Genomic DNA, 14,301 nt, shown 5'->3' with positions numbered 1-14,301 from the left:
TAATTACCTATTTTTGGTATGTTCACTCCTGTAACAAAGATAGGTAAATTATGGGTGAAAAGATACTACCAGCACTTACTGCTGAACTGGCTAAAGGCCTTACAACCGAAGCTGATCTCAATCAGTTTTCGCCCATGTTGACGAAGCTGTCCATCAAAACTGCACTAAGACTGATCTATCTGGCCACCTTGGGTATCATTAAAAAGTACCTAAAACAGGCTCGAATATCCGCAATGTAAATCCAACAATACATTGCTGTTTGATGAAGTAGAGGATGAACTCAGTACGCCCCGTGACCGCGAAAACACCTCGGAGCCCCTGCTCACGAAGGAAAAACAGACTCGTCTCACTCAAACGTACAGGCAGCTTTTAGATCTGTACGCCAAAGGTATAATCACGCGGGAAATCGTCGCCATATTCAAAGAAATTTATGACGCCGACGTGCCACCGAATCTGATATCTTAAGTCACCGATACAGTTATAAAGCAGGCCACAAAGTACCCCCCCCTCTGTATACGCTGTATCCGATTGTTTATCTTGAGTGTATCATTCTAAAAATTCGCCACAGCGTCAACTTTGATTAACAAGGCCGTATTCCATGTTTTAGGTATTAACACCGAAGGACAGAAAGAGCGGTTAGACATATCGTTGGTATGTCTGGCAGAACGTGTAGGCGCGTTGTTCTGGCTCAGCGCACTGACAGAGCTTAAAAATTGGATCGTCAGGACATCCTGATTGCTAGTATGGATGGCATGAAAGGTTTCCTGGATGCTATTAACAAGGTAAATCCTCATGCACATATCTAGCCCTGCCTCATTCATTTGATGCGAAACAGCCTGAAAGACTTGTCGTGGAAGAATTAAAAGATCGTGATTAGCGGATACAAAACGGTGTAGCTGATGGTACTGGAGATGTTTGCGGAGACGATACATACCTGCCAAACTACGAAAGATGGCGTACGCACTGGGAAAATCTCAATACGTTCTTCGGTTATCCAACCGATCTGTAAGGCTATCTAAACGACCAAAGCCATAGAGTTGTTGAAGAACGTGATCCCGCAGGCGATGAAGAAGCATAAGGTATTCCCGACAGTCATCTCGGTACGTAAGTTTATTTATCTGGCAATAGAGGATGCTAAAAAAGGAGCATGCTGATCCAGAACTGATGGCTGGCGACGAACCACTTTATTATCAAGTTCAGTGACCGCCTGAGCGATCACCTATTACGTGGTGGCAGTTACACCGAATAATTTATAAGCTCCAAATTTCATTTATGGCAGATATTACAAGCCCCTCCTCCTTCGTCTTTGTAATATAATTCATCAATATCAATACAAACGTCGTTCGGCCTCAGTGGATTTACTGGTCGACGACGCCGCTCTCTTTCAACCCTAAGCTCATAGTCTTTCTTTATTTGAGCGACTCTCTCAGGCTTTTCAAGTTCAGAAAGTGATTCCCCTTGTGTCCAAGTAAAAGGAGAGCCATGTTCCAATGCATCTTTCTCATATTTCTTAGCATCGATAAATTTATCAGGATGATGTTCTTTAAGCCTGACCCACTCGATTTTTTGTTGGTAAAAGCAGAATGTACAACCACTACGAGAGCGCCATTGATAGTAATCAGGCCATCCTACTCCTGATTTTTCAAGCAACTCGCCTACTCCTGCTTTATCAATCCCATCATCTCGAAATGGGAGCACGATTTTAAGATTTTTATTACTTGATGAATACCCTTCTCGATAATCTTCATCTGCACGAATAGCAACATAAGAATATACTTTCTCACCGTTTGCCAACATTGGACGAACCCATTGTTCAAATGGTAATAGCTTTAGTTGCCGAGTACACCACCGAGTTTGAGGTGAAGGTAGGAAATGATTATATTCACGAAGCCAAAAATCAAAATCACGTTTAGGATTAAGTTTAACTATAGGCTTGCCCAAGAAACCTTCCAACTTACCCAAAAACTCATAAACCTCTGGTAGTTCCTTCCCCGTATCGGTGAAAAAATACTCAATATTAAGATTCGGATAATTCTGTCGCATATAAATAGCTAGAGCGGCGCTATCTTTGCCACCAGACAAACCGAGAACATGGCGTTCCATTATTAATCCTCCCCCTGTGCAAAATCAATACCACACTCAGCTATAGCTCCTAGTAATGCTTTGGGGCTTAGACCGTTATGCCCACAATCATTAAAGAATTTTTTTACTACAGTTATTGCAGCTAATCTATCATGCTCTAAAATATCAAACTCACATATCCGGGTATTAGCATTTTCACCCGTACCAATCACGACAGCAACTACATTTCTTTTCGGCTTCCTACAATCAGCAACAGCATAAGCTTCAATATGCTTAAATTTAGTTGCCCACTCAGATACGATCAATCTAGCCTCTTTAATATCACCATCACGCCAGCTCTCAGTTGGCTTATTCAGAGCAAGGCTTATGGCGTTCTCAACATTAAACTCTTGAGAAAACAGGCCGTCCAATCGATCAATAAATGCACTAAATCTTAAATCATCTGTATGCTGCTTTACATAATTACAACGCTGATGTAGGTCATATGCGGCCCCAATTTCACTTTGAATATGGATTTTAAATTTCTCAAGCATATTTGGATATGCTGCTAGCAACTCTGAAATAGAATCCTCTAATCGGCTAGAATACTTACTATATTCTTCATCCTTACATAATGCCTCTTTGAGATCTACAAATAGTATTTTATACGGATCACTAGCTTTATTGAGTAAATCTCTGACAATTCTTGATGATTCAGATAGTAAGTTTGTATGTAACGTCCATAAAGGTAGAGTAAAAATAATTTTCACCAACCCTTCGCTGCTTCCAATGGGCTATTATCAACTAAACCTCTACCAGTAAGCTTTCTTATAACTCCGGAAATAGATTCAAGAAATGCCTTCTCATCTAAGCCAATTATCACTTTCCTCAGCTTAAACTTCCTTTCATTCTGTAGCAACTCGTCAACTTCTACATCTCCGAACTCTGGAAGAAACATACCATCTTTATAAATTGACAATATATCTCTTCGAGACATCATATATGCCAAAAATAAAATTGGCTTTATTCCATCATGAATTCCGTAAGGTGTTTCACCCCACACACTATATATATCACCTACATTAACCATTTCAGTGGAAAATAGTTCATCAGTATCTTTCCACAAAATGTTTAATCTACATTTTCCATTATCATTTGGTGGTACAAACGACCAACTATCATTTACATCTTTCCTATGAATATTTGTATTTTTAAGTACAATTTCATATATCCCGCGTTCTGCGGGATAACCTTCCAATCCTAAATTTTCAAACCCCTCATGATTGACCATTCTATGCATTAATTCACGGCGAGCTTTTACAGCACTTGATGACAGTTTATTCCTGTTCATAATTTCACTTCTTATTATTGGAGTATTATGAAAACGAATCTCTGCCAATTTGGAAGCAAGAATGTGAATATTCACATCCCCATTCCATTTTCCATCCATAAGCCATTGGGCGGAAGTTATTGCTTTTTTAAGCTCTTCCTCGAGCCTAATTCTAATTGCATCTAATCTTGCATCAACCTCACGACGTGCAACCGAGTCACCTTCCAGTACACCGCCAAGATTTTCTTTAACAGTATTTAATGCAATTAATTCTTTACCAAGCGACAATATAATATTACTGTTTTTTGGCACTCCAACTACCAAATCAAAATCCTTGCATTTACCCAAAAGTAAAGACATAGATTTCTTGTCTAGATTAAGTAAATTCTCATCAGACAGAAGTAGTATAAATCGTCCAAATGCTCCATTAGGAATAAACTCTTTTTTAATAGCTTTATTCAATTCTGAATAATTTAAGAGCGATATATCCATCCATCTCAAAGATCCAGTTTCGTAATAATGACGCTTAGCTATTATAGGATGCATATCGGCCAGGTGAGACAAAAGCTTAGCATCTGTCATTTCAAGCCCAGAATTTACCTCTTTGATTGCCTCATCTATATTAAAGTCACTACCTTCAAATATAGCCCAAGCTCCTAGATACTTTCTGAAAACCACTACACGCCATAAGGAAAGGTCTTTCAAAGCATCTGATAAATCTGTTTCAGTGATATTTGGATATACTGTTTTCAAAACATCGTTACTTGCTACTAAACCTGTGCCATTTCGGAAAAGATTCAAAATAGCGATAGTTTTAACAATTGATACTCTTATATCTTCAGTATTACTTACCCGAGATTCCGCTCGCTCTACAGATTCAACCGCCTGCGCCCAACGATGCCCTTCAGTTGATGAATGAACTGACACCTCGAAATTAGCACGTATATAGTCCCAATAATAATCAGGTTTGTAGCTGGCTGCGTCGTCAAAATAAGTATTTTCCAAAAAAGCCTGAAAACCATTTGGTTCTGCAGAAGAAAGAAAAGTAAATGTGCTACGTTCATTCTGCCCAAATTGTTTTCGAGATATAGGACCAAGCAACATGGCCATTACTGGATGTAATGGCCAGCATTTTTTCAGTTTCTCTGAAAAGTCATCACTTAAAGCCGGTCTATTTTCTTTAACAACACCACAAACTTTCTTAAAAATACTATCATAACCCGGCTCATACTCTCGAGTAATTGCATTCCCAACGAGATCAACAATTTCATCACTATTAACTATGACTGGTATATCTGAAAATCGCCCCTGGATTTTTGACCATTCATCTTTTACATTTCCCTGTAATTTATCAGCGTATTGCCTAAATGACTGATGAAGGATTCCTAAGGTTAGTAAATTACTATCTGTCCTAGCTGCAGATTCTGCAAGGTCTTGAAAGAAATGAATATCATCACCCTCGATAGCGGCATTTTCCAAAAACTTACCCATTTCATCAATTACAAGTAGAAGTCCGTCATAATTGCCTGATATTCTAACTAGCTGCTTAACTAGCTCAGCCTCTGAAATTTTTAAATCAATATTCTCATCTTCTAATGCGTTATTTATCGCAATAATAATTTCATTTTTAAAGCTACTTCTTTTTCCAACAACCGGAAGCACAATCCATCCAGAATTATGAATGGGAAATGTTTTATCTATAGCCGCAAGAAGTGTTGGGGGAAACTTTTTTCTTGCTGCCATTCGGATATTCTCTGAAGAACATATAGCCGATGCAAATGCTAATGCAAGAGAGGATTTTCCACTACCGTATGGCCCAGTCCATGTGAAGGCTCGTTGGTTCGTATTTACAATTTGATGAGCCATATTTTCTATAACTCTTGAAGCTGTCTCGTGGCATATAAACCCTTGAAAAGGATCATGCTTACCAAAGTCAGCATCAAGGCGAATCGAACGTTGATACTGAACAGAGATCGAAACTTTATCAGCTAAGAAGTGGTGGTTTTTATTCATTTATATGCACTCCGCAGACGTGTAAAGGCCAATTTACTCAAACTATTCCCATGTAGATTTACATCTTTCATTATCTGATGTATACCAGAGCTGCTTATCCATTGAAGAACGCCATTGGTCCTCTCCGAAATATTAACTAAACGTTCAGCAACAGAATCCTCATCTAACTTGAATACTCTTCCAGGGGATCCAGGAGAATACGCTATGTCATTAAGTGAAAGCGAACTTTCCATTTCAGAATAGGCTTGCCAATACATCATGAGACAATAGTCAAATATTTCATCAGACAAACTCGTTTTAGGTCCACGTTGAAAACATAGCTTCCCTGACTCTGAAATCTTAATTAATGATAGCTCTGCTAACATAGGTTCTGCAATATCTTCAATATTCCTACTTGACTGATAAGGTACATAACCTTTAATACATGTCTCGACGTCACGCTTTAATGTATTATCTGATACAGACTTATATTTATGGTCACTTAAATACTTTTTGATATGTTGGCTAACATCTTCACTATTAAAATCTTGAGCCGTATATGTATTAAAAAGCAAATACCAAGATGCACTTCTATGCTTATTATCATTAATAAAATTATTCTTTCCAGCTAACTGCCAATGCATTAACCAAGTAGTAGCAATATTTTCTGAATATTGATCCCATCCATTTTCAGAAAAGATATTCGCTCCTAAATCCGTCAGTTGGAAGCAAGATTTCCCTGGAATATCTTTTATTGTTCTTGTGGCTAAAGCCCAATGACGTATAGAGGAAACCATATTCTTCCCTACACCAAACCTCGTGATGGCATCCTCATCAGTGAAAACCGATTTAGCTATCCATCCTTCGCTATCAGCCTGATCACATACTTTCTTCAACCACATTTGCCTAAGTGGGAAAGTCTCGTGTCCTGAGAAATGAAGTTCTGTTCCGTCCAGGTTAACCATTTTAAGCTCTCGGTTTATACTGTATAAATAAACATGAAATATTCACGGATTTCGTCCTTCATATGATACTGGAGAAGTTATCCAGAAGAAAGTCTCTCTCCTGGCAAAGCTCTCCAGTACCAAAAAGTCGAATTTTTTTCTTCACTAACCGTCATGAATAAGCTCAAGATAATCAATATAAAAATAATAAAATCAACATCATAAGTATGCAGATCGGTAGCTGTGAGTTTAGAAAAGGAACCAAGACAACTGCATATGTTATCTCTTTAGGAAGGGGGATTAAGTCTAGCCTTAGCCGTGTGTATAACCTGCGACTCCTGGTAGTACATACTTAGCTTTTGGCGACATCTAAGAGCCAAACCTAAAAAGCATCACCTCTGGTATCCACAAAATAGTGGCTATAGTCCTACAAATATGATGCCAAATTGAATGTTCATAGATTGAACACAGAGGGCAAGTATCACATCCAACATAATCTACAGAAAAATAAAAAAAAAAGACCAGAGATGCTAATGCTGGTCACATAAGGAAATGAGGCCTGTGAATTTGGGCCTTCGGTGAAAAAAATTCCGCTACAAGCCTGATTCCTTCGTTATCCTGTGAAGCACAAAAATGAAGTTGCATTCATAAAAGTGTTTAAGTTACCAGCATCAACCAGAGATGCTCACTAACCAACAGTAGGATTACTAAGTCAATTGGTTATTCAGAGCTATCTGCTTAGCAAACGCTTCTAGATTATTTTCCAAATATCCATTGCCAATATGGATATATGTGTATCTTTACTGCCAAGCCGAAAAGCGGTAAATCATCTAAGCCCTACACCCAGACTCCTTTTCGGCCTACTCAGGCTTTGCATGTAATCCACATACCTCAGCCTTGTCTACCGCCTGTAGATACTGCGCATAGCTATACGTCCAAGGAAATTATTCTTAGCAAAGTCGGCAAGCCGCACATCACGCCAGATCAGGTGATCGCCTTGCTCATGCAAAGATGGTGCAGTCGATGTAACTGAAACAATGACCAATCACCGCCCAAGCTTGGCAAAATCAAACGGACTAACCCCCTTCTCCCTATTCACATCCAGAAAATCAGCCCACCACTGCAGCATTAGCCTGCGCTCATCCAAATGCTCTGCCTTATGAATGTAAGACGCCCGCACAGAGTTACGTTCCTGATGGCTCATCTGTCGCTCTACCGCATCCTTTGACCATATCCCAGACTCAATCAATGAACTACATGCCATGGTTCTAAAACCGTGACCACAGACTTCCACCTTCGTATCGTAGCCCATCACCCGGAGTGCATTGTTAACCGTATTTTCACTCATCGGTTTACGCGGATCGTGATCGCCAACGAAAATTAAATCGCGATTACCATTTAGCCGTTTTATTTTCTCAAGAACTGCAAGCGCCTGCCGGGATAACGGCACCAGGTGCGGAGTACGCATCTTTGACCCACGGTGAGAGTGCTTAACACCTTCTAGCGGTTCACGATCTGCCGGAATCGTCCACATTGCTGTTTCGAAGTCGATTTCAGTCCAACGGGCGAAACGCATCTCACTTGAGCGGATAAAGACAAGCAATGTCATCTCTATTGCCAAACGAGTGAGCGGTCTGCCAGTGTAGGTGTCGATACGGTGAAGTAGCTCAGGAGTACGGCTAAGTTCTAAGGCGGGGCGATGTTGCCGTTTTGCTGTAGCGACGGCTCCAGCCATTTCCTGCGCAGGATTGTAGTCAGTCAAACCACTTTGTACGGCATAGCGCATGATTGCTGTCGTACGCTGCTGAAGACGAGAAGCGACTTCAAGACGACCTGACTTCTCTACCGCTTTGATAGGTGCCAGCAAATCTCGAGTTTTAAGTTCGGTGATATTGTATTTACCGATAGCCGGGAAAAGAAAGTCTTCCAAGGTTTTCAAAACACGATTGCTGTGATCTTTTGACCACTTCTTATTAGTCGCATGCCATTCTCTGGCAACCACTTCGAAGGTGAAGACTTCTTTAGCCAACTCTTCTTTTACTGCTCGCTTTTGTTCACGAGGATCGATGCCTGCCGCAACCAATTTTCTGGCAGCTTCTCTTTTATGTCTGGCATCAGCCAGAGATGTCTCTGGGTAAACGCCAAAGGCCATCAGGTGTTGTTTACCGCCAAAGCGAAAGCGGAAACGCCAGTATTTGGAGCCGTTAGGGTGTATCAACAAAAACATGCCATCGCCATCGACGAGCGAGTATTCCTTTGCCTCAGGTTTTGCCGAACGCACCTTGGTATCAGTCAGGGCCATGATGGTATTCCTTCCATATGCTGCCGTGAGTATATAAGCATTATCGAACCAGCATATATACTCGGTTCTATACTCACAAGCATGTTGATGTGGGGTAACTCAGATTGACGTAGGTTGACTGAAAAGCGGGGCAAAGCCTTGCGGGGACTGGATTTTAGGCATAAAAAAAGACCTCAGTTGAGGTCTATTTACATACTAATGGTGCCGAAGGCCGGAATCGAACCGGCACATCTTTCGATGGTTGATTTTGAATCAACTGCGTCTACCGATTTCGCCACTTCGGCACTGAAAAGTAGTATGCGGAAAACGTGGGCATTATACCCAGCCCAGCCGGTCACGCAATAGTTATCCGGCATTGTTCGGTTTAAGTGTTGAAAAAACAGACATCAGCCGCAGGGCAGCGGGGTTTTGCTGAAAAAAAACTTCCGTTTGTGCTCGTTTTTCCAATGCCGATTTTTAAACTTCGCATTAGTATACAAATCACGAATAGTTTATGGCCTGTTGATGGATACCCGTTTGTTGAAAAAAATCTCCCTTTCGCTCCTCGCGCTGGCTTTTGCCAGTACGCCTTTATGGAGCCACGCACAGCAAAATGCACGTCTGGCGTCGCAGGTCGTGGATGACCATGCAGAACACATCTTTTACGGCAGCGGCGCGATGGGAATGGCGCTGGTGGTGGTGGATAACAATCAGCAGGTTTTCCGCAGTTTCGGGGAAATTCGTCCCGGTTCAAACCTGCGTCCGCGTGAAGATTCCGTTATTCGTATTGCTTCGCTGACCAAGCTGATTACCAGCGAAGTGCTGGTCAAAATGGCACAGCAGGGCAAAGTCAGCATTAACGACCCGTTGCGTAAATACGCCCCAGCCGGTGCGCGGGTGCCTTCTTACAGCGGCACGAATCCGATTACCCTGCTGAATCTGGCAACACACACCAGCGGCCTGCCGCGTGAGCAGCCGGGCGGTGCGGCGAATCGCGCGGTCTTTACCTGGCCGACAAAAAGCGATCGCTGGAGCTGGCTGAGCGTGGCCAAAATGACCATTCCACCCGGCGCGCGCGCGTCTTACTCCAATCTGGCCTTTGACCTGCTTTCCGATGCGTTATCAAAAGCCGCAAACCAGCCGTATACACAACTGTTGCGTGATCAGATAACTCAGCCATTAGGGATGGTGGATACGACCCTGACGCCGAACGCCAGCCAGTGTTCGCGTCTGATGGAAGGTCTGCGTCCAAGCCCTTGCATCAATACCATCGCGGCAGCAGGCAGCGGCGGCATTTATTCTACGCCTGCCGATATGGGCCGGTGGATGCGCCAGTTCCTCGGGCAGCGCACCACAACGGCTGAAATGGCACAGAAGATGTATTACAAGCGTACCGATCTCGTCTCGCTGAAAGGCATGGACGTTCCGGGCATGGCGGATTCACTGGGGATGGGCTGGGTCACGATGGCGCCAACGCCGTTGCTGCCACGCATCATCCAGAAAACCGGTGGCGGCGGTGGCTTTATCACGTATGTCGCGATGGTTCCGCAGCGTGGCGTTGGCGTGTTCGTGGTGGTAACCCGCAGCGAGCTGACCAAGTTCAAGAATATGAGCGATGGCGTGAACGATCTGGTGGCCGACCTGGTGCGAAATAACGAGATCTGATGGCGGAGAAGCCAGATTACAGACGTAAAAAAAGCAGGCATTGCCTGCTTTTTATTTATCGGATTATCAGATTCAGCGTTTTTTCAGCAGTAAGAACATGCTGATGACGAAGAACAATCCGCTGGGTAACAATGCGCCAAGGATCGGCGGAATGTTATAAACCAGGCTCAACGGGCCGAAAATCTGGTCGAGCACGTAGAACAGGAAACCGAAGCAAATACCGGTCACAACACGCACACCCATCGGCACGCTGCGCAGCGGACCAAAGATGAACGAGAGCGCCATCAGCATCATGACGGCTACTGACAGTGGCGAGAAAATCTTGCTCCACATGTTCAGCTGATACCGTTTAGCTTCCTGCCCGCTTTGCTTCAGATACTTCACGTAATTATGCAGACCGCTTATCGACAACGCGTCCGGATCGAGGGCAACAACACCCAGTTTGTCCGGTGTCAGGTTCGTTTTCCACACGCCCGTCAGCGTCTGAGAACCCGTGATTTGCAGTTTATCCGTCAGGTCTGATTCATCCACCTGAGAGAGATTCCATACGCCTTTATCGAAGGTGGCTGAAGACGCATAACGCACCGACTGAAGCTTATTCTCTTGATCGAAGTGATAGATGTTGACGCCGGTGAGCTCATTTTCACCTGCCACACGTTCGATATAGATAAAATCGTGGCCATCTTTCGCCCAGAGACCGTTTTGGGTTGAAAGCAGCGAACCGCCGTACATCTGTTGCGCACGGTAGTTACGCGCCATCTGTTCGCCCTGCGGCGCGACCCATTCACCGATCGCCATGGTCAGCAGCACCAGCGGGATCGCGGTTTTCATCACCGACGCAGCAATCTGCATACGGGTAAAACCGGAAGCCTGCATAACGACCAGCTCACTGCGCGTGGCCAGTGTGCCGAGGCCGAGCAATGCACCGAGCAATGCGGCCATCGGGAAGAAGATTTCGACATCCTTTGGCACGCTCAGCAAGGTATACAACCCCGCGCCTGCAGCGGAATATCCACCCTGCCCGACTTTACGCAACTGATCGACAAATTTGATGATGCCGGAGAGCGACACCAGCATGAACAACGTCATCATGATGGTGTTAAAGATAGTGCGACCAATGTACCGGTCTAATACGCCAAACATCAGGCAACTCCTCTCAGACGCTCGCGGACCTTACGAACCGGCAAGGTATCCCATGCATTCAGAACCATTGCCAGCCCGAAGTAGAGCAGGTTCGTCCCCCACATCCAGATCATTGGATCCAGCTTACCCTTCGCGCCGTTAGACCGCAGCGAGGTTTGCAGCAGGAAGAAAATCAGGTACAGCAAAATGGCCGGCAGCATACTGAGTACGCGGCCCTGACGCGGATTCACTGCGCTGAGCGGAACCACCATCAATGCCATGACAAAGACTGAAACAATCAGCGTTAAACGCCAGTTCAGTTCTGCACGGGCATCAGGGTCAGAAGAATTCCAGAGTTGGGTCATGGTCATCTGGTCAGATTCGTTGGAATCAAGCTGAACCGCCTGATGCCCGACAACAGCCAGATAATCGGTGAAGTCCGTGACGCGGAAATCACGCAGGAGTGCGGTGCCTTCATAGCGCGTGCCTTTGTCGAGCATCACCAGTTGAGAGCCGTCAGCACGTTGCAGCATATGGCCTTTATCCGCCACCACGACAGAAGGACGCTGGTTACCGTTCGGGCGTAACTGCGCAAGGAAAACGTTATGGAATTCTTTTCCTTTTACACTGCCGACGAACAGAACCGCATTCCCGTTCTGCGCCTGCTGGAATTGGCCTTCAACCATCGCCGCCATGCTCGGGTTAGCTTTCGCTTCCGCCAGAACCGCATCCTGATGTTTTGACGACCAGGGGCTAAGCCAGATGGCATTAATCCCGGCGAAAACTGATGTAAACAGCGCCAAAACCAGCGCCGCGATGACCAGTGAGCGTTTTCCAAGGCCGCAAGCGTGCATGACGGTAATTTCGCTGTCGGTATATAACCGGCCGAACGTCATCAGCAGACCGAGGAACAGGCTGAGTGGAAGAATAAGCTGCGCCATTTCCGGAATACCTAACCCCAGAAGTGACAGAACTAAATTTGTTGGGATATCGCCATCGACCGCTGCTCCAAGCACTCTGACCAACTTCTGACAGAAGAAGATTAAGAGTAAAATGAACAGAATGGCAAATTGGCTCTTGAAGGTTTCCCTAACCAGATATCTAATGATGATCACGCTTAATACGCCTGTGAAAACTTGTCTTTTTGAAGGAAAATCGCTAGTTTCATCGCTAATCCGTCATTTATTCTCATCATATGGCAACCTTCGCAGCTAAAATAGTATTACAACACCGAGATTTGGGGTGTCCTATAGGAACTTGCTTATAGCCGCCAAAATAAAAACTAACGCCGTTTAAGGTTAACACAGGTCGTTAACACAATGACGGGAGAGTGTCTCCGGCGACTCATTCTAGCCGTACCTCCCGCCCTTGTCTTTAAGATTCAGGAGAGTGCATGGAGTTCAGCGTAAAAAGCGGTAGCCCGGAAAAACAACGCAGTGCCTGTATTGTAGTCGGCGTTTTCGAACCTCGCCGCCTGTCACCGATTGCCGAACAGCTCGATAAAATCAGTGATGGCTACATCAGCGCCCTGCTTCGCCGTGGCGAACTTGAAGGCAAAGTGGGTCAGACCCTGTTGCTGCATCATGTACCGAATATCCTTTCCGAACGTATCTTGCTGATTGGTTGCGGCAAAGAGCGTGAACTGGATGAGCGCCAGTACAAACAGGTGATCCAGAAAACGATCAACACACTGAACGACACCGGTTCTATGGAAGCCGTTTGCTTCCTCACCGAGTTGCACGTTAAAGGGCGCAATACTTACTGGAAAGTGCGTCAGGCGGTCGAGACCTCCAAAGAATCGCTTTACACCTTCGATCAGCTGAAAAGCAATAAAACCGAACCCCGCCGTCCGCTTCGTAAAATGGTCTTCAACGTGCCGACCCGCCGTGAACTGACCAGTGGTGAGCGCGCAATTTCCCATGGCCTGGCAGTTTCTGCCGGTATCAAAGCGGCCAAAGATCTCGGCAATATGCCACCGAACATCTGTAACGCCGCTTATCTGGCGTCGCAGGCACGCCAGCTGGCCGATGCATTCAGCACTAACATCACCACGCGCGTTATCGGTGAGCAGCAGATGAAAGAGCTGGGGATGAATGCGTATCTGGCCGTCGGTCAGGGTTCGAAGAACGAATCATTGATGTCGGTGATGGAATATAAGGGCAATCCTAATCCGGACGCTAAGCCTATCGTGCTCGTCGGCAAAGGTCTGACCTTCGATTCAGGCGGTATTTCCATTAAACCCGCCGCTGATATGGATGAAATGAAGTACGACATGTGTGGTGCCGCTGCGGTTTACGGCGCGATGCGTGTGGTGGCGGAACTGAATCTGCCGCTCAACGTGATAGGCGTGCTCGCAGGCTGTGAAAACATGCCAGGCGGACAGGCGTTCCGTCCGGGCGATATTCTGACAACCATGTCCGGCCAGACTGTTGAAGTGCTGAACACCGACGCCGAAGGCCGTCTGGTGCTGTGTGATGCACTGACATACGTCGAACGTTTTGATCCTGAGCTGGTGATTGACGTCGCCACGCTGACCGGCGCTTGCGTGATTGCCCTTGGCCATCACATCACTGGTTTGCTGTCGAACCACAATCCGCTGGCACACGAACTGATCGGCGCATCCGAACAGTCCGGTGACCGCGCATGGCGTCTGCCGCTGGCTGATGAATATCAGGAACAGCTGGATTCTAATTTTGCTGATATGGCGAACATCGGCGGACGCGCGGGAGGGGCAATCACCGCGGGCTGCTTCCTGTCGCGCTTCACCCGCAAATACAGCTGGGCACATCTGGACATCGCCGGTACCGCATGGCGTTCAGGTAAAAATAAAGGTGCAACCGGTCGTCCGGTCGCACTTCTGGCGCAGTTCCTGCTAAACCGCGCTGGCCTTGATGGCGATGAATGAT

At 45.3% G+C, this 14,301-nt stretch carries 9 protein-coding genes, 1 tRNA gene and 1 pseudogene; 3 read left to right on the top strand and 8 right to left on the bottom strand.

Annotated features, from left to right (window positions below; translation table 11 throughout):
- The first annotated feature begins 50 nt into the window (after positions 1–50).
- A pseudogene (locus tag ACM5QY_RS07335) lies at positions 51–1,165 on the top strand (IS256 family transposase).
- Positions 1,166–1,266: 101 nt separating this feature from the next.
- Here the strand turns inward: ACM5QY_RS07335 and ACM5QY_RS07330 are convergent.
- The 6 genes from ACM5QY_RS07330 to ACM5QY_RS07305 all read right to left on the bottom strand — a co-directional run bounded on the left by ACM5QY_RS07330 (position 1,267) and on the right by ACM5QY_RS07305 (position 8,913).
- The gene (locus ACM5QY_RS07330) at positions 1,267–2,106 is read right to left on the bottom strand and encodes a phosphoadenosine phosphosulfate reductase domain-containing protein (RefSeq protein ID WP_416122834.1); all 840 of its coding nucleotides are present in this window, start codon (positions 2,104–2,106) and stop codon (positions 1,267–1,269) included.
- Positions 2,106–2,834, bottom strand: coding sequence for a hypothetical protein (locus ACM5QY_RS07325; RefSeq protein ID WP_416119938.1), 729 nt, complete (start codon positions 2,832–2,834; stop codon positions 2,106–2,108). The genes ACM5QY_RS07330 and ACM5QY_RS07325 overlap by 1 nt, the downstream gene beginning before the upstream one ends.
- On the bottom strand, positions 2,828–5,404 hold the full coding sequence (locus ACM5QY_RS07320) for an ATP-binding protein (RefSeq protein WP_416119937.1): 2,577 nt from the start codon (positions 5,402–5,404) through the stop codon (positions 2,828–2,830). The genes ACM5QY_RS07325 and ACM5QY_RS07320 overlap by 7 nt, the downstream gene beginning before the upstream one ends.
- Positions 5,401–6,348 carry a DUF4007 family protein gene (locus ACM5QY_RS07315; protein WP_416119936.1) on the bottom strand — a complete coding sequence of 316 codons (948 nt, stop codon included), beginning with the start codon at positions 6,346–6,348 and terminating at the stop codon, positions 5,401–5,403. Before ACM5QY_RS07315 ends, ACM5QY_RS07320 begins: the two co-directional genes overlap by 4 nt.
- 1,024 nt (positions 6,349–7,372) lie before the next feature.
- On the bottom strand, positions 7,373–8,629 hold the full coding sequence (locus ACM5QY_RS07310; protein ID WP_416119935.1) for a tyrosine-type recombinase/integrase: 1,257 nt from the start codon (positions 8,627–8,629) through the stop codon (positions 7,373–7,375).
- 199 nt (positions 8,630–8,828) lie between these two features.
- Positions 8,829–8,913: transfer RNA gene (locus tag ACM5QY_RS07305), tRNA-Leu, on the bottom strand.
- Between the two features lie 220 nt (positions 8,914–9,133).
- Between ACM5QY_RS07305 and ampH the strand changes: the two genes are divergently transcribed.
- Positions 9,134–10,273, top strand: coding sequence for a D-alanyl-D-alanine-carboxypeptidase/endopeptidase AmpH (gene ampH, locus ACM5QY_RS07300; protein ID WP_416119934.1), 1,140 nt, complete (start codon positions 9,134–9,136; stop codon positions 10,271–10,273).
- A gap of 72 nt (positions 10,274–10,345) precedes the next feature.
- Here ampH and lptG read toward each other — a convergent pair whose 3' ends face one another.
- Both lptG and lptF read right to left on the bottom strand, forming a co-directional pair.
- Positions 10,346–11,416 carry an LPS export ABC transporter permease LptG gene (gene lptG, locus ACM5QY_RS07295; RefSeq protein ID WP_416119933.1) on the bottom strand — a complete coding sequence of 357 codons (1,071 nt, stop codon included), beginning with the start codon at positions 11,414–11,416 and terminating at the stop codon, positions 10,346–10,348.
- The gene (gene lptF, locus ACM5QY_RS07290) at positions 11,416–12,510 is read right to left on the bottom strand and encodes an LPS export ABC transporter permease LptF (RefSeq protein ID WP_416119931.1); all 1,095 of its coding nucleotides are present in this window, start codon (positions 12,508–12,510) and stop codon (positions 11,416–11,418) included. The genes lptG and lptF overlap by 1 nt, the downstream gene beginning before the upstream one ends.
- A gap of 278 nt (positions 12,511–12,788) precedes the next feature.
- Between lptF and pepA the strand changes: the two genes are divergently transcribed.
- Entirely contained in the window at positions 12,789–14,300 is a 1,512-nt protein-coding gene (gene pepA, locus ACM5QY_RS07285; RefSeq protein ID WP_416119930.1) for a leucyl aminopeptidase, read from the top strand.
- Position 14,301: the final 1 nt, after the last annotated feature.

Origin of the sequence: Rahnella sp. PCH160 (assembly GCF_047784855.1) — a bacterium.
Lineage (GTDB): Bacteria > Pseudomonadota > Gammaproteobacteria > Enterobacterales > Enterobacteriaceae > Rahnella.
Note: the sequence above shows the minus strand (reverse complement) of the source record. Positions and strands in the feature narration are given on the sequence as shown.